Raw genomic sequence first — 25,916 nt, forward strand, 5'->3', positions numbered from 1 at the left:
CTTTATAAATCTAAAAAATATAATATTCTATTAAAAAAAGTATTTACTTTTCAGCAAAAAAGAATATAATTTAATTATAGGTGTTAATTAATAATTAATATTAATTAATTTTGATTGTTACAATTTTAACATATATTAGGTGGTGTTTTTATGAATTATTTAGAAATAAAAAAAGATATTTATTGGATTGGATCTTTAGATCCTGAATTAAGAGTATTTGATATTATCATGTATACTCCTTACGGAACTACTTATAACTCATATGTTGTTAAAGGTAGTGAAAAAATAGCTATATTTGAAACAGTAAAAGAAAAATGTTTTGAAGATTATTTATCAAAACTTAATAGCTTAGGTGTTGATCCTAAATCTATAGATTATATAGTTGTTGATCATACAGAACCTGACCATGCTGGTTCAGTTGAAAAGCTATTAGAAATCTCTCCTAAAGCTAAGGTTGTAGGTTCAATGCAAGCTATAGAGTTTTTAAAAGATATAGTTAATAAAGAGTTTGAGTATATAGTTGTTGGAGACAATGACTCAATTTCACTAGGAAATAAAACATTACAATTTATTTCTGCACCATTTTTACACTGGCCAGACTCAATGTATACTTATATTCCTGAAGATAAAGCATTAATAACTTGTGACTCTTTCGGAAGCCACTATTCTTGTGAAGAAGTATTTAATGACTTAATCCCTAATGAAGGAGAATATTTAGATGCTTTAAGATACTACTATGATTGTATCTTTGGACCATATAAACCTTATGTTTTAAAAGCTATAGACAAAATTAAGGATTTAAACATAGATTTAGTTTGTCCTGGTCATGGTCCTGTACTTAGACAAGATCCTTGGAAGATAATAAATACTTATAAAGAATGGAGCACTCCAGTAGAGCCTAAAATAAATGGAGATAAAAAAGTTACTATTCCTTATGTATCAGCTTATGGATATACTAAAGAATTAGCTGAAGAAATTTCTAAAGGAATACAAGCTGAACATAATGTTGAAGTTAAATTATATGATTTAACATATAGTAAACAAGAAGATGTTTTAGCTGATATAGGCGAATCAGATGGAATATTATTCGGTTCACCAACAATAGTTGGAGAATTACTACCTCCTATTAGAATTCTTTTAGCTAACTTAAACCCTATTATTCATGGAGGAAAATACGCTGCTGCCTTTGGTTCATACGGATGGAGTGGAGAAGCTGTTCCAAGAATAGAAGCTAGATTAAAAGAATTAAAGATGAACATATTTGGACCTGGTTTAAGAATTAAATTTAAACCTTCAACTGTTGAATTAAAAGAAGCCTTTGAATTCGGTAGAGATTTTACAAGAACTATGTTTGGAGAAAAAGAACTTGATTATGCTCCAAATAATGCTACTGAAACTAAGGAAATATTAGTTGGAAACGGAAAGACAAGATATTGGAAGTGTCTAGTTTGTGGTGAAATCTTTGAGAGCCCAGTATGTCCTGATATCTGTCCTGTTTGTGGTGCTGGAAAAGAACAATTTATAGAAGTTGAAATGGATACATTTGAAAAGAATGATACTAATGATGACTTTGTAATCATAGGTAATGGAGCTTCTGGATTCTACGCTGCTAAAACAATAAGAGAAATAAATAAAACAGCTTCAGTTAAATTACTTTCAAGTGAAGAAGTTTCTTCTTATTCAAGACCAAACCTTTCAGATCTTTTAACTGAAGAAATGAATATAGACACTTTCTACTTAGCAAAATCTTCTTGGTATAAAGAAAATAATATAGAAGAGTTACTAGGTGTTACAGTTAATTATATAGATAAAGAAGGTAAAAAAGTGATCTTAAAAGATGGTACTGAAATACCATATACTAAACTTATATTAGCTAATGGTAGTCATAACTTTATTCCACCATTTAAAGTTATGAATAATAATGAGGAAATTTCTTTAAATAGCAATAACATTCATGACTTTAAAGGTATCTACTCTATTAAAGACTTAAAAGATACTTTTGATGTTAAAGAAGAAATGAAAGGTGCTAAAAAAGCTATTGTTATAGGTGCTGGTCCTCTTGGATTAGAAGCAGCTTGGGAAATGAAACTTGCTGGTATTGATGTGACAGTAGTTGAATGCTTACCAAACCTTATGAACAATCAATTAGATCAAGAAATTGCTGACATCTTCAGAAGCCAAGTTTCTGATTGTGGAATCACATTCTTAACATCACAAGAATGTGATAGAATCATAACTAAAGATGGAAAATTAACTTCTCTTGATCTAAAGAATGGAAAAACTTTAGATGCTGATATATTACTAGTTTCAACTGGTATAAGAAGTAATATTGAGTTAGCTAAAGAATCAGGAATTGATTGCAATAGAGGTGTTATTGTTAATGAAAGAATGGAAACAAGTGTTAAAGATATCTACGCTTGTGGTGATGTAGCTGAATTTAACGGTATTGTTTATGGAAACTGGCCTGCAGCAATTGAGATGGGTAAAACTGCCGGTGCAAATTCAGCTGGATCAGAAAAAACATTTGAAAACTTTACACCATCAATAATATTAGATGCTTTAAATACTCATGTATTCTCAGCTGGTTTAATAAGATTTAATGATGATTCTTATGAAAAAATAAGCTCTAAAGATGAAGTAAAAGGACAATACACTAAATTATTCTTCAAAGATAATATTTTAGTTGGAGGAATTATAGTTGGTGATATTTCTAAAGCTGGTCAAATAATCATAGCAATAGATAATAAATTATCTAAAGCTGCTGCTTTATCAAATGATTTACTATAATATTTAAAAAACTTAAATAAAAAAAGGATATTAGTTTTACTAATATCCTTTTTTAATTAAGATTTAACTCAACAATAAATGTATTTCTTTCTCCTGGGTAAATACTTTCAGAATACTCTATTGGTTTCCCACTTTTTAAATAACCAATTGATGATAAGTAATGAATGGCTTTTCCCTCATTTATCTCTAAAAGTCTTGCAGTTTTATAATCTGCATTTTTAGCCTCTATCTCTCTAACTACTCTACAAACTTTTAAACCCCTACTTTCTAAAATATCATATAATGATGTACTTTCTAAGTCATTTCCTAAAACTTCTCTAGCAACTTTATAAGGTAAATAAACATTTGTTAGTAGAACAGGCTTATGATTTGTATCATCCTTTTTATTCTCTCTTTCAGCAAATCTAAGTCTTTCTATTCTAATAACCTTATCGCCTTCGCCTATCTCCAATTTTTCCGCAATTTTACTATCTGCTAATATTATCTCTTTACCTAATACCCTTGTTATAGGCTTTAACCCCTTATTATTCATTTCTCTATTGTAGCTCTCTATGAATCTAGTGTTATCTTGCACTATTTTAGGTTTTGTAACAAAGGTTCCCCTTCCCTTGATTCTCTTTAAATATCCTTTATTAACTAAACTATTAAGTGCTTGCCTAACTGTGGGCCTACTTACAGAAAATTTTTCTGATAATTGCATTTCAGTAGGAAGTACTTCTCCTTCTGATAATTCTCCTGACTCAATCTTATCTAGTATATAATTTTCTATTTTATTATGTAAATGCATAAAAACACCCTTTTCTTAACTTGATTCTTTATTAATAAAAATTATATCATATATCTATATTAAAATGTAATTACATATTTCTCAAAACTTAAAATAATAAAACTTATAAATATATTCCGAGAATTACTGAATGACCCTAAGAATTTATAGCGATTACTTCTAAGGTTTTGCTAAAGCTTATTCAGATATTCTCTTCATGTTATTTATAAGTTTTATTTCAAGTTATTTTTTATGCATTACATTTTAAATACTACTTTTTTATATTAATTCCACCTATTAAAACAAACTACTCCTTCATTTTGATTGATAATCTCTTTAAATGCCTTTTTAGCATCCCCATTAACCTTAAATACGGAGTAATTAAATTCATAGAACCCACCTAAAGAAGCTTTAAAGTTTGTTTCCCAATAATTATTCATTACCCATGAATATACTAAATCATTATTTATTACTCCAGGATCTCCACATAAATTTATTTCATGAGGTTTAATATCTCCCATAAAAATCATATGAGCATCTTTTGATGTTATTGCAAGAGATTCCTTTTCTCCCTCTAAAACCATTCCATTTTGTATTGCATAGAAATCTACACAACTCTTTGGAAGTTGATCTATTCTAGGTCTTAAATAACATCCTGTCTTATCTATATAAATTTCCTCTTTTTCCTCCATAGTAAAAGGAAGTGCTACATATAAATTTTCAGCATTTAATACATTATCTTTTCCAACTCTACAATCTACATCAACTCTAGGTAATTCTTTATAAATAGTTAGTATTACAAAGTAATTGGAGCATCCTTTAACCTTATATTCAAGTTCTACTCTTCCAAATAAATCTCCATCATTTAATACTTTAACATTTATAAGTTTTCCAAAGTCTCTAATACTATGATATGCCTTTCTATTTCTTCCCATTAACCTTCTATCATTGGCAATATCTGTTTTAAGTGGTGTAACTTCATATATAGGTGTAAAAGCATTTACAACTCTATCTTTTCTTTGAAGATTTTTTCCACTTTCTTTGTCAATAAATTCTATAATACCTTCTTCTAATTCAAACTTTATCTTAAAGAAAGGAGATTCTAATCTATTTAGAGTAACTATTAAATCTTTTCTATCATTAACTAAATCCTGTACTCCATCAGCGCCTGTTAAGGTATATCCTGCTGTTGTCTTAAGCTTTTCCCTATTGATATCTCTAAATATTAAAGATTTCTCTTCCTTTGGCTCTAAATCAACTAAAACATTTATTTCATATCCTCTAGGTACCATAGCTATTTGATGCGGATAAACCTTACCAGTATCCTTATCTACAATCTCAAAATTTTCATGTCCAAATAAAACCTCCAAGAAAAATTTAGCAATTTCTCTTCTCTTTTCATCATGTGGATTTACTACTTTAAAACTTATATCTCTCCACATCTTAAGCTCCGTTTCTCCAAGCTTATAAGTTATTTTATCTAAGTTTCTTGCTGCCGCTTCATGTCCATTTGAAGCAAAAGATTGTTTTCTTAAATCCAGGTTATTAACCATAGTGTGCCATGGTTCAGTAATTGAAGCTGAATATCCCCAAGTATGCTCTGAATACATCATAAAATTATTAAGAGCTTCATTCATAAGTTTTTTTTCTCCTAATTCATTTTTAGGATCTAATTTCTTACATAAATTATACAATCTTAAACCTTCTCTATAGTGTTTAACAGCTCCAGGAGTTGATGCTGTTCCATCAGCCCACCAATCAGTCCAATCTCCTTTATAAGTTGGTATTAAGTCTGACTCTTTGAATCTATTAATATTTTCTAACAAATCCTCTAATACTGCCATTTCAAGCTTAATTTCATTGCCATGTTCCTTGTTCCATCTATTAATAAATTCTATAATTTTAAAACTTGGAGGAGCATTATCTGTCATAAGAGCCGAAACTGTTACTGGAAGAAAATCAAAAGGAAAATCTTCCTCTTCAAACTTTTCTAAATAATTAAATATTCTTTTTTCAGCTCTTTCATAGTGCCCTATATCTTTACTATTTAATCCATCTTTTATGGTGAATTCCCAACTATTAAACTGAGAAAATCCCAACTCATTTCCAACATGATAGTGTTCTCCTACCCATGAAAGAAGCTTGTCTCCATTTGGAGTTTCCCAATAAAAAGGATATTGTTTTCTTCCATTAGGATACATTCCATGGTGAGTATGAATACATGAATATAAAAGGTTTACACCACTATCCTTAAGGGCCTGTGAATATCCCCATGAATATCCATTTATATCTGCTGTCATAGCACAATTAGCACTTAATCCTAAACTCTTTAATTTATCAATTGTTCTATTAAATACATCTCTTAATACATCATCACTTATTAAATCTGTTAAATTTAAATAGTTTAAGCTTAACCCAATTCTACCTAATTTAACATACTTTATAAAATCACTTAATTCCTTTTCAGTAGCCTCTTCTAAGAATCTTTCTACACACCAAAAGCTTTCACAAGTCCATTTATAGCCTTGCCATTCTTCTTTTCCATTTTCATATGCTTCATTTAATATATTTATTGCCTCTTTTATATATTCTATATGATGCCTCTCTATTTTTTCCTGCCTATCAGTATATCCAATATCAGTATGACTGTGATTTAAAACAAGTATTTTCCACTTTTTCTTTAACATAAATATACACCTCTCAAAACCTTTTTATTTTATACTTTAGATATAATTATCTTTTTAATTTTATACATTAAAATTTTCTTTAATTTATATAAACAAAACTAATCTATTTTTTGAACAACATAGGAACAGCTATTAAGGTACTTTCTGTAGAATCCTCACTTATTAATATTGTTACATTGTTATCACTACACATTCTTTCTAAGTCTTCCTTAAAAAATTCATATGCTTTAGATATATTGCCTCCTATAACTATGGCTTCTATATTGCATTTTTTAACATATAGCTCCATAAATTCTTTTAAATTTTTACCGAAAGACTTAAAAACATTTAAGGCTTTCTTGTCATTATTACAAGCTAACTCATATAATTCTTTTCCAGTTGAAATAGCTATATTATTATCTTCTGCAATCCTTAACAATCCCCTTGTAGATATATAATCATCTGCTATAGAGCCTTTAAAAGGTTTATCGTATATCCATCCTTCCTTTGGTATATTTTCACCTTCATATAGTAAGCTTTTATTTTCAATAAAAGCAGAACCTATTCCCGTTCCAATACATATGCATAAAAGCTTATTAAAAATTTTTCCTTCTCTAAAATTACACTCTCCTAAAGCATATAGATGAGCATCATTTTTGAATTTAAATTCTAATTCTGGTAAAAGAGTTTCAAGCTCATCTTTTAAATTAATATTATATAAGCTTTCATACTTACCAATACCCCTTATTAAAGAAATACCTTTTTCATAATCAAAAGGACCTGGAAAAGCAATTCCTACTTTCTCTATATTTACACCTAAATTCTCTCCCTCTGAAATATGAAATTCTATAATTTCAATAAAATTTTTTAAAATGGTATTTTTATCTTTATTAGCTAAGGAATCTCTTACTGAAATATTTGTAATAACATTTCCTAAGTTATCAACCAAAGCACTTTTAATAGAACTTCCTCCCACATCTAATGCTATAAAATAATTTTTCATAAATAACACCTCACCCTAATTTTATATGCATGTCTTCATAATGTAAATACATTTATTCTTTATTAACTATATTTTAATATTTTTAATCGTATAAAACTTGATATATGTAATTACATATTGTAATATTATTTTATAATACAAATATTTTAAGGGAGAGTTTTTATGTTTAATAAATATAATAATTATGACAAGCATCCTACAAATAAAATTAAAGGATTTCACAAGGAAGCTTGGCAAGGATATGATTCAATAATTGAAAAACTAAAAAATAATATAAATATGCTTAATAAAAATAACCCTATATTAGTTATAGATTGCTATATAGGAGTTGACCTATTAGAAATAGAAAAAGCATTTTCTAAATTATCCCCTGTTAAAATGATAAAATCTGATGATTTTGCATTATGTCCTGAGGATATAAATGAAAAGATTAAAGACTTCATGACTGAAGATAGAGTTTTTGGAGTTATGAATAATAAAAAACTTTCTGAGTTTTTTCCTGAAGAAAACATAAACAAAGCTAGAGAACTATTATCTAAACAAGATAAGGGATTAACTATTATATATGGTACAGGTGCTTCTTTAATTGCTAAAGGAGATATACTTATATTTTCTGATCTTGCAAGATGGGAAATACAAATACGCTATAGAAAAGGAATGGGAAATTGGAAAGCCAATAATGAAAATGAACAAATACTAAAAAAATATAAAAGGGGCTTTTTCTTAGAATGGAGAATGATGGATAGGCATAAAAAATCTCTATTCTCTGAAATTAATTATATTTTAGATACCAATATTCCAAACAATCCAAAGATGATAACTTCTGATGCTTTTTTCAATGGACTTATGCAAGTTTCTTCAAAACCATTTAGAGTAGTTCCATACTTTGATCCTGGTGTATGGGGTGGTCAATGGATGAAAGAAGTTTGTAATCTAGATAAAAATTCTGAAAATTATGCTTGGAGCTTTGATGGAGTACCTGAAGAAAATAGTCTTTATCTTCAGTTTGGAGAAATAAAAGTTGAACTTCCAGCTATTAATTTAGTTTTAACTAACCCTAGAAAACTTTTAGGTGATAAGGTCCATGCTAGATTTGGCTGTGAATTTCCTATTAGATTTGATTTCTTAGATACTATGGGTGGACAAAACCTTTCATTACAAGTACACCCATTAACAGAATACATACAAGAAATCTTTGGTATGCATTATACTCAAGATGAAAGTTACTATATACTTGATTGTGAAGAAGATTCCTATGTGTATTTAGGATTAAAAGAAGGCATAAATAAAGATGAAATGATTAGAGACTTAAAACTTGCTGAAAATGGAGAATTTCTATTTCAAGCAGATAAATACGTAAATAAATTTCAAGCTAAAAAACATGATCATTTTTTAATTCCAGCTGGTACTGTTCACTGTTCTGGTAATGGAACAATGGTTTTAGAAATAAGCACTACTCCTTATATATTTACTTTCAAACTATGGGATTGGGGAAGACTTGGCTTAGATGGCCTTCCAAGACCTATACATTTAGAACATGGTGAAAAAAATATTCAATGGGATAGAACTACTTCTTGGGTTGAAAAAAATCTAGTAAATGACATTAGAATAATTTCTCAAAGTAATAATATAAAAGAGGAAAAAACAGGTTTACATGAAAGAGAATTCATTGAAACAAGAAGACATATATTTTCTGAAAAAGTATATCACTCAACCGATAAAAGTGTTAATGTACTAAACCTTGTAGAAGGTGCTGAGGCCATTGTAGAAAGCCCTACAAACTCTTTTGAACCATTTATTGTTCATTATGCTGAAACCTTCATAATACCAGAATGTATAAAAGAATATACCATAAGACCTTACGGCAAATCTTTAGGAAAAGAAATTGTAACGATAAAAGCTTACGTTAGATAATAAAAAAGTGACTATATGAATTATTCATATAGTCACTTTTCTTATTTAAAATATAATTTCAATTTAAATAAAATTTCTTTTGATTAAAATTGAAATTATACTTTATGTTCTATTGCATGCTTTTATATTCTTCTAAAGCCTTTGCAAGTTGATCAGGACAAGATGTTCCTTTACCTCTACAGTCTATTCCTTTTAATTTTAAAATAGCCTCTTCAACTTCCATTCCTTCAACAAGTCTAGCAACTCCCATTAAATTTCCCGGACATCCATTTACGAAACTAACATTTTTTATTTTGTTATCTTCAATTTCAAAGTTAATTTCTTTAGCACAAACTCCTGTAGTTTTGTAATTCATACTTATCTCCCCTATCTAGCTAATTACGAAAACATAGTTACTATTTTAAAGTAGCTATAACTTCGATTTCTACTTTAGCATCCTTAGGCAATTTAGCAACCTCTACTGCACTTCTTGCTGGTTGATTTTCTGTAAAATAAGTAGCATATACCTCATTCATTCTTCCAAAATCATTTATATCACTTAAAAATACTGTAGTTTTTATTACTTTATCCATAGAAGTTCCAGCAGCTTCTAAGATAGCCTTTACATTTTCTAATGATTGTGTTGTTTGTTCTTCAATTGATTCTGGCATTACTCCTGTTTCAGGATTTAGTGGAATTTGTCCTGAAGTATAAACTAAATCTCCTATTTTTACTCCTTGTGAGTAAGGTCCAATTGCACCTGGTGCTTTGTTTGTTTTTATTATTTCTTTTGCCATATAAAACATCTCCTATTCTTCAATACATTACTTCCAATACTTTAATTTTAATACAGCAAAAGTTTAAATTCAACATTTTTCTACTATTTATTATCATCTTCTCTATTAATTACATTGTCACTTATTTCATCTAAAGTTTTAGGTTCAATTTTATCATCCCCAAATCCCCTTGTTTTAGTAGTTGGATTACTTAATATTCCAGCCATAACTAATATTGATAGGACAGCAGTTACTATTTCATTATAATTGCCTGGTAAAATATTTATATGACAACTTTCAAGTATTAATGGTATTAAAGCAAAAATTGACATCCATAATCCATAGTTTTTTAATCTACTCCAATCATACATAAATATTTCCTCCTAAAATTTAATATATATTATTATATTCACAATATTCATGTATGGTTATAATATAATTAGCATAATAAAAGACTGTTTTAAATAAATTTAAAACAGTCTTTAAATTAACATATATTATTAGATATCTGTCATTATAAGCTTAGCAGTTTCTGTATTTGTAGCTAATGGAACTTTGTAAACATCACAAAGTCTAAGTAATGCATTAACATCTGGCTCATGAGGTTGAGCTGTTAATGGATCTCTTAAGAATATTACCATATCAATATCATGGTTTGCTACCATAGCTCCTATTTCTTGATCTCCACCTAGTGGACCACTTTTACATCTTTTAACCTCTAAAGATGTGTTTTGCATGATTTTAAGACCAGTGGTTCCTGTTGCAACAAGAACATGTTTAATTAATTTGTCTTCAAATTCCTTTGCAAGTTCTATCATTTCTTCTTTTTTCTTATCATGTGCAATTAACGCTATTTTCATTTGACTCTCCCCTTTTATCTAAATAACTAAAACTAATACTTCTTGAATATTCGCTTATAGTCATTTGTGCTTTTAGATACAGTGTATAGAAATACTTCTAATTACTCTATCTTTTTAAATTATATCCTTTACATAACTTAATTATATACTAAAGATTCCTATATTGATATACTAACTCCTAAATTCTTTGCATATTCTAAAAACTCTTTTTCTTTTAAAGCCTTAGAAAAATAAAATCCTTGAATAACATCAAAATCTAATAACTTAAAAAAGTCATAGTATTCCTTACTTTCCACTCCTTCAACTACAAGTTCAGCATCTAAACTTTTAGCAAAATTAGAAATAGCACTAATCATTGATATATACTTGTCATTTGGTATATCAGCTATAAACTCCTTAGGAATCTTTATCTGATCAAAAGGTATTTTTAATAATCTATTTATAGAAGAATATCCCTTTCCAAAATCATCAATTGCTATTTTAAATCCATACTTTTTTAGTCTTATTATTTCATTTAAAGCAACTCCATTAGCCTCTAAATCAAAATCTTCTAAGATTTCTAAAGTAATATTTTTAGGTATTAAATCATATTTTTTTGTTATCTTATCTAACTTAGAAACTATTCCCCTATTCTTTAATGTATTTATAGATATATTTACAGAACATTGCAAATTAATATTGTTTTTGATTAACTTACTTTGAAATGCACATGTTGATTCAAAAACATATAAGTCTAATTCTTTAATAGAATCAATTTCTTCTAGTGATTTAACTATATCACAGGCTGGTATAGGACCTAATATTTCATGATTCCATCGTATAAGCGTTTCATAGCCTTTTATCTTATTATCTACAGAAGATATTTGTGGCTGATAAACAGTATATAATTTTTTATTTATCAATGCATTTTTAATATCTTTTTTTATTAGATTTTTTCTTATTCTTATATTTTTTAATAGCTCAGTATATTCTATAGAGGAAACAAAAACTTCTTTTTTAGCTATTTCTTTTGCAAAAGATGCTTCTTCGATTATTTCTTGAAAACTCTTATTTCCTAAATTTACTGAATAACCTATATTAACCCCAATTTCAAATTCTTTATTAAGACTATTTAAATGTATCTTTTTTATATTTTCTAACTTGTTTAAAAGCTTCATTATATCTTTTTTATCATTGCTATTAATTGCAATTAAGAATTCATCCCCTTCATAAACACCATATACATTTTTAACAAATAATGTTTTTGATATATTATCTAAAACCTTACCAAATTCCTTTAAAGCTTCATCACCCTTCTCTCTTCCTAAAATATCATTTATTAGACTAAATTTATTTAAATCAATCAAAAATGTAGTATATGGTCCATACCAGTTTTCAAGACTCTCTTTAAATTCAAGCCTAGTATAAATATTTCTGATAGAATCAAACTTTTCCTCTAGTAAAATTTCTTTTGTAAGCTTCTCCTTGCTTCTATTGTATATAATTACTCTTATTAAAAATGCACTCATAGTAACAGTACTTAATAATACATATCTAAAAATATTAACTTTAGTATTTAATATATTAAATACTAATAAACTTAAAAAAGAAAAAATAATAAAAGTAATTACTATTATCATATTAAAAATATCATTATAACTCTCTTTTCTTATATGCTCTATTTTATTAGAATAAACCTTTCTGTCTTTTTTCCCAAAATCTAAAATAGCTGCAAAAATAAATATTTCTAAAAAATTTATTGATGTATATATTAAATTGCTTTCATATTTCGAATTTAAGCTCATAAAATAAAATACAGATATTTTCATACAAATATATAACATTAAAACTATATTCATTTTTTTTTGAATTTTAGAATAAAAGGATAATATAAGAGATGTAAGTAAAATAAATACAAAATTTATTATCATAAAATTTCCGAGTATACTATTTATATTTAATATAAAATTAGTAAACCTATCAATTTCTAAAACTCCAGGCAAATTTCTTGGTACAAATCCAACTAATATTATTAGAACTGGAAATAATATTAATAATGAATCTTTTAAAGCTAATTTATAATAGCTATAAATTTTTAATTCATTGAAATACTTATATGTCCTAAAGATTAAATATAAGCATCCCCCAAATAATAATAAAGATATACACTTTAAACGAGTATTTAAACTTACAATATTATTAAACAATATTATTGTAAACATGATATTTAAAAAATAACAATCTCTAATAATTTTCCATTTTTCTTTTGTAGTTTCTTCTAAATATCTATCCTTAAGAAAATCTCTTATCATAAATATTATTTGAGAATAGAACATTATATTTAAGAACCAAAGAAATCTTTTACCATTAAAATCATTTATAAAAGTCAACCCTAAAAAGAAAGTAATACTTAAAAAAACTAAATTTCCCTTTAAAACCTTATTCATATATAAACCCTTATCAAACAAATTATTTTTGTAAAAATAAAAGAGCTGTACCACAAACTCTCCTAATATATCCCAATAAAGTTTAAATATATAGGTTATATTAGATATTTTGGTACAGCCTTTTCTTCATTAGTAATTATGCTTCTTCAAAAAATGCCTTATAACATTTTTTAGTTTCATATATATCTGCCTTAGATGCTACTTCTAAAGGTGCATGCATATTTTGTAATGCCACTCCACAATCAATAACTTCCATATTGTATTGTGCTAAGATATAAGCGATTGTACCACCGCCACCTTGATCAACCTTTCCAAGCTCTGCAGTTTGCCACACAACACCATTCTTATCCATAATATTTCTTAGGTGAGCTATATATTCAGCATTGGCATCATTACATCCTGATTTACCTCTAGCTCCTGTATATTTGCTAAATACTACTCCATTTCCAAAGTAAGCTGTATTCTTCTTTTCGCATACAGATGGATAATTTGGATCGTAAGCAGCAGTAACATCTGCTGATAACATCATTGAGTTTTGAAGACATCTTCTAAGTTTTAACTCTGAATATTCTCCTCTTCTATCCATAAGTTCCGCAACTAAATTTTCAAAGAATCTTGATTGCATTCCTGTAGCTCCAACGCTACCTATTTCCTCTTTATCAACTAATAATGCTACGCATGTTTTGTCAACATCACCTAAGTCCATTAAAGCTTCAGCTGAAGTATAAGCACATATTCTATCATCATGTCCATAGGCTAAAACCATACTTCTATCTAATCCATAATCTCTTGCTTTTCCTGCAGGAACTATTTCTAATTCAGCAGATACAAAATCCTCTTCTGTTATGCCATATTTTTCATTTAATAAAACTAAAATATTAGCTTTAACAGCTTCCTTTTCATCTGTACCCTTTAGAGGCATACTTCCCACTAAAACATTTAGGTCTTCTCCTTCTATCACTTTAGCACCCTTTTTATCCATTTGATTAGCTGATAAATGAGCTAGAAGGTCTGATATTCCTATTACAGGATCATTATCATCTTCACCTACTACAATTTTTACCTTAGTACCATCTTTTTTAATAACAACTCCATGAATTGCAAGTGGTATAGTTACCCATTGATATTTTTTTATTCCTCCATAATAATGTGTATCTAATAATGCTAATCCTGAATCCTCATATAATGGATTTTGCTTAACATCAAGTCTTGGAGAATCTATATGAGCCCCTATTATTCTTAATCCATTTTCTAATGGTTCTGAACCTACTTTTATTAAAGTTATTGTTTTATCCATATTAATAGAATAAAGTGTATCACCAGCGGATATCTTTTCTCCATTTTCAATTGTTTTATCAAAATTTTTAAAACCTTTATTTTCAACCATTTCTGCTAAAGCAGAAACACATTCTCTCTCAGTTTTTGCAACTGACATAAACTCTCTATATCTGTCACTTAAAGAAAAAACATTTTTAAGATCCTGTCCTTCATATTTTCCCCAAGCATTTTCATATTCTTTTTTTAAATCTTTTACATCTTTCATAATATAGCCCTCCTATCTATTTAATCTAATTTTATATTTTTGGTAATATTTTGTCAAACTATAGAATTTTTCTTATCTTAAATAATAATAGTAAAATCAGTGCCATTAATCCCAATACAATTACCATAATATAAAACCCATAAGGATATGTTTTAAAAGGCATACAGTCAAAGCTCATTGAAAAGATTGCAGTAATTAATTCTAAAGGCAAAAAAACTGCCGTTATTATGGTAAATACTTTCATAAGTTCATTAGTTTTATTAGCTAATTCTGACTCATAAGCCTCTCTTACAATTGCCAACTCCTGTGATAAAGTATCTAAAGAAGTCATCAATTTCTCTATTTTACTATTTATGTTTTTGAAGTAAATTCTATTTTTTTCTCCTACAACTCCATTTTCATCCATAACTAAAGCATCACCTATGTATCTAATAGGTTTTATAAGTTTTCTAAGCTTATATGCCTCTCTTCTTATAAATAGCAATGAATTTAAATGTTTATTCTCAGGATCTTTTAAGATTTCCAACTCTATTTTATCGCTTTCTGTTTCTAGATCTGAAATTATATTATAGTTATTTTTTATTATTCTATCTAATATATAATAAAGAATAACAGAAGGACTTTTATCCATTTTAAAGAGTTGACAATTTTTCTCTTCCTTTATGTCCTCAATTAAATCATATAGAAGTGATATATTACTCTTATAAACCGTAACTATAAAGCTCTTTCCTAAAAATATATCAAGCTCTTTTGAGATGATTTGCTTGTCAGATTGCTCAATTATATTAATCAAAATAAATATGTAATCCTTAAAATAATCTATTCTCTGCTCTTGTCTATAATCAATGCATTCTTTTATACACTCATAAGAAAACATCTCTTCTAAAAGATTTATTTCATCTTCTTCCATTAGAATCCATGCTGGGAATTCATCAGGCTTCCACTCTTCAACCACTTTAAAATTCTCTTTAATATTAAATATAACCATATCATCACCTTTAATTCTGATATGGTTATAGTTTATACTTTTTATTAAATTTTACTCTCTTTTTCCATGCTTTCAAGCATTCTTTTTTCTATTATATCAACTGGTGTAACATCAGACATACGTTGATATCTATAGTTAGCTGCTGCTGCCTCTATTATTACTGCTATGTTTCTTCCAGGTCTTATTGGAACTCTTAGCTTTTTAACTTTCACACCTAAAATATCTTGATATTCGTCGTTTACACCTAACCTATCATAATCTCCATCATCTTTCCAATGTTCAAAATGGATTATTATTTTTATTTGTTTAGAATTTAATATTGAGCTTAATCCATATAATGCTGATACGTCTATTATTCCCATACCTCTAACTTCAAGCATTCCAAAAGTTATCTCTGGAGATCTACCTATAAGATCACCATCTATTTCTTTTATATCTACAGCATCATCAGTTACTAATCTATGACCTCTTTTTATAAGCTCTAAAGCGGTTTCACTCTTACCTATTCCACTTTCCCCTGTTATTAACATTCCTATACCATAGACATCAACAAGTACACCATGTAATCTTGTTTCCGGAGCCATTTTATCAGATAAATACATTGTGATTTTACTTATAAATTTAGTTGTTATCATTTTGCTTCTAAGAATCCATAAATTTCTTTTTCTAGCTGCCTTTATAAGTTCCTCATGTATCTCTAAATCTCTAGTTATTATAAGACAAGATATATCAAAAGAGAAAAACTTATTTAATCTCTTTTTTCTAAGATCTGGAGACATATCTTCTAAGAAACTCCACTCTGCCTTTCCTATAACTTGAATTCTTTCTGGAGCGAAATAATTATAAAAACCAGCTAATTGTAAACCCGGTCTATTTACATCACTAACATTTATAGGGACATTTTCTTCGCCAGTTTGAATTACCTCTAAACTAAAATCCTTTATTAACTTTTCTACTGTAACACCCACTTAAATCACCCTTAATTTTTCTTATTTTTTGGCTCAATCCCTTTTAACTGCTCTCTTAAATTGCTTTTAAATCTGTTTATATATTCTTTTCTAAGCTCTTCTCTTTCCTTATGTTCATCCTCTGATAAACCTTCTTCTTTATGTTTCTTATGTAACTCATTTATTCTTTTTGTTAATTCATCTATGTTCATGTTTATTCTCCTTTGCACTATAACTTTAATTTATTCCTATTATTATTTTACATTTGTATGTATTTTTTAGCAACAATCTTTCTTGCTAAAATTCTTATTTAATCCAAATTATATTATAATATATATGAAAATTATATATAAGATGTAAAAATCTTTGAAATTTTTACCTGTTTTAACTGTAATATATTTCATATTAACTGATTTTATCTTATAATATTTGTATAAACTCCTGTAATATGGCAAAGCTCACATTACTATTAAACATAATTTATATTTTGTATTTAAGGGTGAGATAATTATGAGTAATAAAAAAATAAATTTTAAAAGTATGATTAATTCAGATAAAGTTAAGTTGATAAATAATTCCTTGGTTCTAGATGGACTTTCTCTTAAAGAACTTTCAAAGAAAATAAATATACAAAAGAAAGAAATACTTAATTTTATGGATGATGAAGGTTTTTTCTTTGACGAAATAGATGGTTATTTTAAAAAATCTAAAGAAGTAACAATCTCGAATGAAGCACAAGCTTTAATTGAAACAAATGAAATAGATTCAAATCCCAACACTGAACGTGAAGATATTCAATCTATTATAGATTCCATAAATGAAAAATTAAATTTAAAAGATATTGAACCTAATAAAATTTTATTGCCAGAGATTAAATCAAGTAAAGAAATTAGTGTTTCTCTTGAATTCACTCCAGAAACTACTGATTCTAAACCTCAAACACTTACGTTAGAAATACCTAAAATATCTAGAACTGCTAGAAGAAAAAAGATGAAAAAAACAGCTTTGAAAAGATTTTTCTTATATATAAAAAATAAACTATCTAAAATATTTATGGTAAAAAAGCCGAAAAAGATAAAAAAGCCTATGAATCTAAAAGAGCCTATGGAGCTAAAGCTCCAAAATTCTTCGCAGGATATAAATTTAGCAAAACAAAAACCTGCTAATGCTATTTTAGAGGAAGTAGCTTTAGAAGCCTTACCTAAAAATAAAGATATAGTAACTGATTTATCACAAACCCATGAGGAATCTAAATTATCTTTTGAAATAAAAATTCCTAGAAATTTTAGAGGAAGAAAAAGACTTCCTATTTCAGAAGAAGATTTAAAAGAACTAAGTATTTTAAATTTAGATAAAGATTCCTTAGAAGATTTAAAAAATGAGCTGCGAAGTCTTAAGCTTAATTCATCTTTTATAGAAAATTTAAAAACAAATAATCTAGAAGATAATGAAAAAAAAGCTTTAGAGGAGCGTGTATATAATCTTGAAAAGAAAGTGTCTGAACTTGAAGAATTTTTCTTAGAAATCTTTCAAGCCATGTCAATAAAATAGGTCTTACTTTATAAAAAGGCTCTATTTTAGGTGAATGTTTATTTTAGCTACTCCTTAATATCTAGTAAAAAAATCAACACAAGTTCAAAATAGAGTCTATAAAAAAATCTATTCCAAACTGGAATAGATTTTTTTATTTTGTAATCATATTTAATTATAGAAATTTAGCTTTATACCTATACTATAGTTACATTATACTTTTAGGAGGAGTGACATATGTCAAATAGAAACTTACAATTAGAAGAACTAAAAAAGATTTATGGTAAAATAAGTCCTTTTGAATTTAAAAATAATTTAATAGATTTAGCTAAAGATAAAAAAAGTGCCCGTGTTCTTTTAGATGCAGGTCGTGGTAATCCTAATTGGACTGCATCAACACCTCGTGATGCATTTTTTACTTTTGGTCATTTTGCTGTTTCTGAAACACGAAGAACTTTTACCTCAGGTGATCTAGCTGGTATACCTCATAAAGAAGGAATATATAATAGATTTTTAGATTTTTTGAAAAACAATGAAAATTTTCCTGGAATAGGTCTACTAGATGAAATAATCAAATATGGAATTCATATAAAAGGCTTTAATCCAGATGATTTTCTTTATGAACTTACTGATGGTATTATAGGAGATAACTACCCTTATCCAGATAGAATGCTTCCTCATATAGAATCAATAGTTCATGACTACTTAATAAAAGAACTTTGCTACTTGCCCCCTTCAAAAAAATTTAAACTTTTTGCGGTTGAAGGTGCTACAGCAGCAATGTGCTATATTTTCGATTCTTTAATAGCTAATGAATTACTTCAAAGAAAGGATAAAATAGCTATAATGACTCCTATATTTACTCCATATTTAGAAATTCCTCATCTACCTAGATATGATTTAGAAAGTGTGTATATTCATGCTAATGAAATTAACGAAGCTGGAAATCACACTTGGCAATATCCTGAAGAAGAGTTAAATAAACTAAAAGATCCCTCAATAAAAGCTCTTTTTTTAGTTAATCCAAGTAATCCTCCTTCTGTTGCTATTCATGATAAGAGCAAAGAAATTCTTAAAGATATAGTAAATAATCATAACCCTAATTTGATGATAATATCAGATGATGTTTACGGAACCTTTGTGAATAAGTTTCAGTCTTTAGTAGCAGATCTCCCTTATAATTCCATTGGTGTTTATTCTTATTCAAAGTATTTTGGAGTTACTGGTTGGCGCCTTGGAACTTTGGCTCTTTATGAGGATAATATATTTGATAAATTAATAAGTGAGCTTCCTAAAGAAAAAAATGAGGTTGTTAATAAAAGATATGAATCCTTGTCTACTAATCCAGAAAAGATTCCATTTATTGATAGAATTGTTGCCGATAGCCGCCAAGTAGCACTTAATCATACAGCCGGTCTTTCAACTCCTCAACAAATACAAATGGCCTTTTTCTCAGCCTTTTCTTTAGTAGATGAAGAAAATAAATATAAAAATCAAACAATAGATATATGTCATAGACGTCAAAAACTTTTATTTAAAAGCTTAGGACTTAAACTTAAAGAAGATCCATATGATGCATCATACTATACTGAATTCGATTTACTCCAATGGGCGCTTAAAAATTATGGCACTGAATTTGCAAATTATTTAAAATCTAATTATAAATCTGTAGACGTACTATATAAATTGGCTGAAGAATCATCCATAGTGCTATTAAGTGGAGGAGGTTTCCATGGTCCTGAATGGTCAGTAAGAATATCTTTAGCTAATCTAGATGATGATGCTTACTCTAAAATAGGTACTGTGCTTCGAAAAATACTTGAAGACTTTGTAACCCACTGGAAAAACTCAATTAGTAAATAAAATCCGAAATAGCAGTTAAAATAAATTAACTGCTATTTTTCTTTCAAGTTTTCCATTCTATATCCTATTTCTTTATTTGCTAAGTCATATCCTTCTTCTATCATCTCTTCTGTGCTTTTCTCACTGCCCATTAAAGAATCTATTGTTAATTGATCTCTATCTTTAAAATATTTATCTAAAAGCATATTTTCTATTTCTCTTTGATTACAGAGTGAATAATCATGTAATATATGATTAATCTTAAACCCATGCTTTTCTAATTCTCTTCCAACTAATATACTTCTATGACATCTTATTGGTTCTTGCATCGCTCCTAATAAAGCTATCCTATATCCTTTGCTTAGTCCAATCTTAAGTCTTTTTATTCCATTTTTAAATGACTCCTCATTAATAACTTTATGAAAGTCTGCATATCCTTCTTTATTATAAGAAATCTTGCTTTCCCTTTTTGCTGCAAATTCCTTTGCCATATATATATAAGTAAATCCTAAATCAGTTAAAGTTTTCTGAATAGTTTCCTTGTTATATTGAACATTATATTTAGAATATGGAATTCCTCTTATGTCTACAACACAATTTATATTATATTTATTTAACATATGAACAAGTCTACTTACATCATAGTTTGAATGTCCTATAGTATATATTTCCATATAAAAACCTCCTTAGTTCAAAACAAATTATTCTATTTATCAAAGCTCAAAGCATCCTTAAAGAATATATCTTATAATCATTTAGAAATTTAAACCTTATTTTTAAAATAAAAAAAGATTGTAAGACTAATCTTACAACCTTATAATAAACAAATTATTATCTATTGTTTCTTTGAGCTTTTCTTGCTCTTCTGCAATCTGCACATCTTACTGGATCATTTTCAAATCCTTTTTCTTTGTAGAAAGCTTGCTCTCCCTCAGTGAATATGAAATCTGCTCCACAGTCTTTACATTTTAATGTTCTATCTGCCATTTTGACATCCTCCTTAAATTTAAAGATTTAAATGGATTAATAAAAATTTTCTTTAAGTTTAAGGAAAATTTTATTGATCTTTTAAAGCTTTTTCTATTATGAATTTATTATATCACTATTAAATTCATATTGCAAGTTTTTTTCTTTACTTTTTTTCTTTATTTAGGTAATAAAGCATTTAAAGTATATACTCTACTTAAGAAATATATACATAATATAACTAATAATAAAATAATTATTGCTCCTATTATATTTACAATACCACTTTTAAGTTCAGCTAAAAACTCTTTTGATCCAAATTTAACACCCTTATCTTTTCTTATTCTATAAAGCCCCCCCCATATAAGAGCGCTAGTTATTATATTACCTGTAATAATTTGAGATATAGCTATTATATTAAGTGCGATTTTATTAGATGTTATATTCTTTCCTTCTTTTAAATCTTTTATAGCATATTTACATATTGCTCCACAAAAGAAAGCCAGCATTGCTATAACAAACATTACTGTTGTTTTAGTATCCTCTAAAACTGGCTGATAAAACTTTTCACCTTTAGCAATAGTTAAAGTATATAAGTATATTATGTACACTATAGGTATTATGAAGAATATATACTTTGCTAAATTTAGAGGAAAATACTTTTTCTTTAATTCCTTTTCCTTATCCTCTATTTCTTTCTTTGTAGGTTTGTTCTGATTATTTTGCTTCTTTTTCTTTTGTCCCAAATTTACTTGCACCTCTCTTCTTTAAACTTTATGTAGTATTGAAATACGCATAACAAAATTATATCAACTTAACATATTATTTAACAATGTATTTTTTATGTTTTGTGAAAAATTTCTATATTTAGTTGCAAAAAGGATTGTATAAGTTCATACAATCTGAAAAAACACATTATAATTAATATATTCTTACAGATTAATTTAAACTAATACAATCCTCTAAATCAAATTATAAAGCTAAGAATTTTTGGAATCTTTCTCTTACTGCTTCTTCACCCATAATTTGCATTATTGTATAAAGGTCTGGTGTGTTAGCTCTATGTGTTAAAGCTGCTCTTACGGCACCGGCAACATCAGAAACCATTCCCTTATATTCTTCTGGATTTTTCTTATATTTCTTTCTATCAGTAGCATATCCTAATTCTACAGCAACCTCTTTTAAATCTGAGAACCAAGTATCTTTATCTGTATTGAAGTTATATGCTTTTGCATAAGCTTCTATTATTCTCTTAGCTTCTTCTAAATCTAAAGTCTTTGGTAATTCAACATCAGCAGCTGTTTCTTTATCAAATAATTCATCAAAGAAGTAGAATATTTTTTCTCTAACTTCATCCCACTTAGCAAAGTCTTTTCTTGGCTTTGGACCTTCTTTATCTATATTGAATACTTCCTTCATCATATTTTCTTTAGAAGTAACTAAATCATACATTTCTTTATCATATTCTTTAGCCCAGTTTGTATAGTAATCATATACTACTTCTGGTTTCATCTTGCAGATAACATCTTTACTTACGTCATTTAATTTAACTAAGTCAAATAAAGCTCCACTTTTACTCATTTTGTCTAGTTCAACTTTGTAATCATGATAATCTGCATCTGGATTTTCAGCTCTCCATTCCTCAAATGCTGAGTTTATTATATTTAAAAGATATTCAATAACTGATTGAGATGGATATCCTTTTTCGCTGTAATAACTTACTGCACTTTCTGGATCTTTTCTCTTTGATAATTTTCTCTTTGAACTTCCGTCCATTTTCATTATTGTTGGAATATGAGCATATTTAGGTGCTTCTACTCCTAAAACTTCAAACATTTGAAGATGTATCGGAAGTGATGATAGCCATTCTTCTCCTCTTATAACATGAGTAGTTCTCATTAATGTATCATCTATAGCATGTGCAAAGTGATAAGTTGGAAGACCATCACCTTTTATGATTACTACATCTTGAAGATTTTCTGGGAATGAAACTTCACCTTTTATCATATCATGAGCAACAACTCTCTTTTCAGGATCTCCAGGTGATTTCATTCTTATAACATAACTTTCACCAGCTTCTATTTTCTTTATAGCTTCTTCTGATGATAAATCTCTATATTTAGCAAATTCTCCATAGCATCCTGGAGTTAATTTTTCTGCAACTTGTTTTTCTCTTAAAGCTTCTAATTCTTCTGAAGTCATAAAGCATGGGTAAGCTAAGCCCTTTCTTAAAAGATCTTTAACGAAAGCTCTGTATATGTCAGCTCTTTGACTTTGTTTATATGGTGCATAAGCTCCTTTTTCTGAATTTTCTCCAGTTATTCCTTCATCAAAATCCATTCCAAAGTTATGCATAGTTTTTATAGTATCATCTATAGCACCTTCAACTTCTCTCTTTTGGTCAGTATCTTCTATTCTTAAGTAGAATATCCCACCACTTTGATGAGCTAATCTTTCATTTATTAATGAAGCAAAAACTCCTCCTATATGTTGAAATCCAGTTGGACTTGGTGCATATCTTAATACCTTAGCACCTTCTTTTAATTCTCTCTTTGGATATTTTTCTAAGTAATATTCCGGTGTTTTATCTATATCTGGGAATATTAAATTAGCTAATTTTTCATAACTCATTTTTTCACTTTCCTTTCTAAACTTATGTAATAAAAAAAGCCCTTCGTCCTAAAAATTAGGACGAAAGACTTAACTTCCGCGTTACCACCTAAATTAGTTAGCTAAGCTAACTCACTCAAAATCAATTAAGGGAATTACCCCTAGACCTACTCCTTAAAATTTAAGATTTTCAGTCTAAGCTCCGAAGCTTCTTTCTATAAGATTATTTTTAGGCTCTCACCATCCCTAAATCGCTTTGAAATAATTACTTATATACTCTTCTTCATCATAGCAATAAATATTTGGTTTTAAATAACAAACTCTATTATATCAGATTCTTTAAAGTTGTAAATAAAAAAATATTATTATTTTTAACTTTAATAACCCCTAATATGATTATAACACATACAAATTAGTAGGTAGATTACTTAAATTTCACTTATAGTAAAATATTCCTTAAAAATTTATTGATATTTAACTTTTCTCTTTAATATCTTTATATTTAAACATCATTAATATAAAATAATCTTATTTATTATAAAACTAATACAAACATATTATTAATATTTGTAAGAAATGCTTTATTTATGCATGTTTTTTCTCATAAAATCATTCCAAATACTAAGATTCATTTTATCCTCTAAAAGCTTGTACCTAATATTTATGTCTTCACAAGAAATATTACAAAGTTTTGCTCTTAAAATCCATATCTTTAATAAAAAACTTAAAGTATTTGAATACTCTTCTATTTCTTTTGTTATATATGAATTATAAATATTAACCTCTTCATTATTTAAAAAGTTTTTAAATTCTTTTTTATATGATTTAACTTCATCTTTAACATAATTTTCATCTTCTCCTAAAAACCATGTCCACAAAATGTACTCATATTCCTCTAAATAATCAATTACCTTTTCATCCTCTAAATATTTTTTTAAATTCCATAGAGGAATTAAACCATTACCAAATAAATAATTAGATGCAAAAGCATTACACTGTTCACCTAATAACCTATAAAAAAGGTTTTGCATAGAAAATTTTTCTTTTTTATTATCTACTAAGTAATTAATTATTTTATTGTTTTCTCCTTCTTTAATACCTAATTCTTCTATATAGAAAATCATTAATGGTGCTTTAGTATAGTGAAGAAACTCTATTTTACCATGACTTCTTATACTTGCCTCTTCCATAGGAATAACTCTAAACCTACTTGGCTCTTTTAATGTCATATATAAATATCTAGTATATAAGCTAGCCATTTCATTTTTGAAACTTATTTCTAGACTTTCTTTTAAATCTTCCTCTAAAGTTTCTAAAGCCAAATTTTCATAATAGGTTGCTAATCCTTCTGTTAACCAAAGGTTCGGTGGAAGATGATAATCTCTTGATTTTAAGACGTGATCCATAAAAGCATGAAATAATCTATGAGATAAAAGTTGCCAATCTCTCTTATTATCCATATCAAAGGTAGCACTTATAATATTTTTTCCGCTTCCTCCTAATATATAAGGATTTTCTTTTTTACTTTTTCTTAATAAAGCTATATTTATATCTTTTTTATTAAAGGAATTTATTTTAAATAAATTAAAGTAATAATCACAAACTCCTTTTATATTTCTTATAAGCTTCTCTTTTTTTGTTTCATCTTCACTAAGAAAAGTGTTTTCTATATTGTTATATATTGATATATTTCCATAACTCTCTTTAAAATCTATTTTTTCAAAATAACCAAAAGTGTAAGATGATTTCATTATTTCATATAAATCACTCCAAGTAGCATTTTTGCACCTTGACCTAAAATTCTCTTCTTTAAAAGGAATTATGTGCTTAACTTCATTTAGTTTATTAAATTCCAAAAGATTATTATTTTCAAGGTATTTCTCCTTAAAACTTTCAAAATTTAAAATCTCTACAAATTTCGAAAAATCTATTTCTATGGTGCCATTAAATTTACTATTATCATTCATGGTAAGCATTTCTACTGGTAATAATAATATCTGTTCCCCCATGAAGGTTATTAAGTCACTACTTAACTCTCCGCCTTTTCCATGCTTACCTAAGCCACCAATGAGAACATCATATTCTAAAATCAAATTACTATTACAGCTATTTACATATATAAAGTTTGAATCATAATAAAATTTCTCTTTACACCTTATATTTTCAATTTTTGCCTTTCCCTTATAAAATTGAATTTCTTTTCCTAAGGAAACTTCTTTAATTTCTAATCTTATGCTTAAAAAATCCTTTTCATTTAAATTTTTTCTTACTGAAAATTTAATATCTCCATATATCATTTATACTCTCCCACAT

At 27.5% G+C, this 25,916-nt stretch carries 21 protein-coding genes and 1 other annotated feature; of the genes, 4 read left to right on the top strand and 17 right to left on the bottom strand.

From position 1 onward, the window contains the following. Positions 1 to 150 precede the first annotated feature (150 nt). Positions 151 to 2,787, top strand: a complete 2,637-nt coding sequence (locus tag OIF33_RS06615) for an FAD-dependent oxidoreductase (RefSeq protein WP_322503436.1) — start codon at positions 151 to 153, stop codon at positions 2,785 to 2,787. A 52-nt stretch (positions 2,788 to 2,839) separates the two neighbouring features. On the opposite strand, the gene OIF33_RS06620 is transcribed toward OIF33_RS06615, so the two are convergent. The 3 genes from OIF33_RS06620 to OIF33_RS06630 form a co-directional block, all read right to left on the bottom strand. Continuing rightward, a complete protein-coding gene (locus OIF33_RS06620) occupies positions 2,840 to 3,574 on the bottom strand; it encodes a GntR family transcriptional regulator (protein WP_322503437.1) in 735 nt (244 codons plus the stop codon). Positions 3,575 to 3,837: 263 nt separating this feature from the next. Continuing rightward, on the bottom strand, positions 3,838 to 6,240 hold the full coding sequence (locus tag OIF33_RS06625) for a hypothetical protein (protein ID WP_322503438.1): 2,403 nt from the start codon (positions 6,238 to 6,240) through the stop codon (positions 3,838 to 3,840). Positions 6,241 to 6,343: 103 nt separating this feature from the next. Next, positions 6,344 to 7,222 carry an ROK family protein gene (locus tag OIF33_RS06630; protein ID WP_322503439.1) on the bottom strand — a complete coding sequence of 293 codons (879 nt, stop codon included), beginning with the start codon at positions 7,220 to 7,222 and terminating at the stop codon, positions 6,344 to 6,346. 162 nt (positions 7,223 to 7,384) lie between these two features. Between OIF33_RS06630 and OIF33_RS06635 the strand changes: the two genes are divergently transcribed. Beyond that, positions 7,385 to 9,136 carry a class I mannose-6-phosphate isomerase gene (locus OIF33_RS06635; RefSeq protein ID WP_322503440.1) on the top strand — a complete coding sequence of 584 codons (1,752 nt, stop codon included), beginning with the start codon at positions 7,385 to 7,387 and terminating at the stop codon, positions 9,134 to 9,136. Between the two features lie 109 nt (positions 9,137 to 9,245). Here OIF33_RS06635 and OIF33_RS06640 read toward each other — a convergent pair whose 3' ends face one another. From OIF33_RS06640 to OIF33_RS06680, 9 genes are all read right to left on the bottom strand, one after another. Continuing rightward, entirely contained in the window at positions 9,246 to 9,491 is a 246-nt protein-coding gene (locus OIF33_RS06640; protein ID WP_322503441.1) for a TIGR03905 family TSCPD domain-containing protein, read from the bottom strand. 40 nt (positions 9,492 to 9,531) lie between these two features. Then, entirely contained in the window at positions 9,532 to 9,912 is a 381-nt protein-coding gene (locus OIF33_RS06645) for a RidA family protein (RefSeq protein WP_322503442.1), read from the bottom strand. Positions 9,913 to 9,995: 83 nt separating this feature from the next. Next, positions 9,996 to 10,262, bottom strand: coding sequence for a holin (locus tag OIF33_RS06650; RefSeq protein WP_322503443.1), 267 nt, complete (start codon positions 10,260 to 10,262; stop codon positions 9,996 to 9,998). 129 nt (positions 10,263 to 10,391) lie between these two features. Next, positions 10,392 to 10,751: a methylglyoxal synthase gene (locus tag OIF33_RS06655; protein ID WP_322503444.1), complete on the bottom strand. Its 360-nt coding sequence runs from the start codon at positions 10,749 to 10,751 to the stop codon at positions 10,392 to 10,394. 158 nt (positions 10,752 to 10,909) lie between these two features. Further along, on the bottom strand, positions 10,910 to 13,177 hold the full coding sequence (locus OIF33_RS06660; protein ID WP_322503445.1) for a GGDEF domain-containing phosphodiesterase: 2,268 nt from the start codon (positions 13,175 to 13,177) through the stop codon (positions 10,910 to 10,912). A gap of 136 nt (positions 13,178 to 13,313) precedes the next feature. Then, a complete protein-coding gene (locus OIF33_RS06665; protein WP_322503446.1) occupies positions 13,314 to 14,720 on the bottom strand; it encodes an aminopeptidase in 1,407 nt (468 codons plus the stop codon). A 58-nt stretch (positions 14,721 to 14,778) separates the two neighbouring features. After that, positions 14,779 to 15,708 (bottom strand): magnesium transporter CorA family protein, encoded by a 930-nt coding sequence (locus OIF33_RS06670; protein ID WP_322503447.1) that lies wholly within the window; start codon positions 15,706 to 15,708, stop codon positions 14,779 to 14,781. A 44-nt stretch (positions 15,709 to 15,752) separates the two neighbouring features. Beyond that, the gene (gene hprK, locus OIF33_RS06675) at positions 15,753 to 16,676 is read right to left on the bottom strand and encodes an HPr(Ser) kinase/phosphatase (protein ID WP_322503448.1); all 924 of its coding nucleotides are present in this window, start codon (positions 16,674 to 16,676) and stop codon (positions 15,753 to 15,755) included. 11 nt (positions 16,677 to 16,687) lie between these two features. Next, the gene (locus tag OIF33_RS06680) at positions 16,688 to 16,867 is read right to left on the bottom strand and encodes a DUF896 domain-containing protein (RefSeq protein ID WP_003448677.1); all 180 of its coding nucleotides are present in this window, start codon (positions 16,865 to 16,867) and stop codon (positions 16,688 to 16,690) included. Between the two features lie 298 nt (positions 16,868 to 17,165). Between OIF33_RS06680 and OIF33_RS06685 the strand changes: the two genes are divergently transcribed. After that, positions 17,166 to 18,206, top strand: a complete 1,041-nt coding sequence (locus OIF33_RS06685) for a hypothetical protein (protein WP_322503449.1) — start codon at positions 17,166 to 17,168, stop codon at positions 18,204 to 18,206. 216 nt (positions 18,207 to 18,422) lie between these two features. After that, positions 18,423 to 20,048, top strand: coding sequence for an aspartate 4-decarboxylase (gene aspD, locus OIF33_RS06690; protein ID WP_322503450.1), 1,626 nt, complete (start codon positions 18,423 to 18,425; stop codon positions 20,046 to 20,048). A 32-nt stretch (positions 20,049 to 20,080) separates the two neighbouring features. On the opposite strand, the gene OIF33_RS06695 is transcribed toward aspD, so the two are convergent. The 5 genes from OIF33_RS06695 to OIF33_RS06715 all read right to left on the bottom strand — a co-directional run bounded on the left by OIF33_RS06695 (position 20,081) and on the right by OIF33_RS06715 (position 25,900). Continuing rightward, complete coding sequence (locus OIF33_RS06695) at positions 20,081 to 20,701, bottom strand: DUF488 domain-containing protein (RefSeq protein WP_322503451.1); 621 nt, start codon at positions 20,699 to 20,701, stop codon at positions 20,081 to 20,083. A gap of 157 nt (positions 20,702 to 20,858) precedes the next feature. Continuing rightward, entirely contained in the window at positions 20,859 to 21,014 is a 156-nt protein-coding gene (locus OIF33_RS06700) for a zinc-ribbon domain-containing protein (RefSeq protein ID WP_322503452.1), read from the bottom strand. Between the two features lie 158 nt (positions 21,015 to 21,172). Continuing rightward, positions 21,173 to 21,739, bottom strand: a complete 567-nt coding sequence (locus OIF33_RS06705) for a hypothetical protein (protein ID WP_322503453.1) — start codon at positions 21,737 to 21,739, stop codon at positions 21,173 to 21,175. Between the two features lie 226 nt (positions 21,740 to 21,965). Further along, the gene (gene gltX / locus OIF33_RS06710; protein ID WP_322503454.1) at positions 21,966 to 23,624 is read right to left on the bottom strand and encodes a glutamate--tRNA ligase; all 1,659 of its coding nucleotides are present in this window, start codon (positions 23,622 to 23,624) and stop codon (positions 21,966 to 21,968) included. A gap of 53 nt (positions 23,625 to 23,677) precedes the next feature. Then, positions 23,678 to 23,902, bottom strand: a binding site (T-box leader). Between the two features lie 282 nt (positions 23,903 to 24,184). After that, on the bottom strand, positions 24,185 to 25,900 hold the full coding sequence (locus OIF33_RS06715) for a hypothetical protein (RefSeq protein WP_322503455.1): 1,716 nt from the start codon (positions 25,898 to 25,900) through the stop codon (positions 24,185 to 24,187). Positions 25,901 to 25,916: the final 16 nt, after the last annotated feature.

This window comes from Clostridium sp. LIBA-8841, assembly GCF_034439435.1.
In the GTDB taxonomy this organism is placed as follows: Bacteria; Bacillota; Clostridia; order Clostridiales; family Clostridiaceae; genus Sarcina.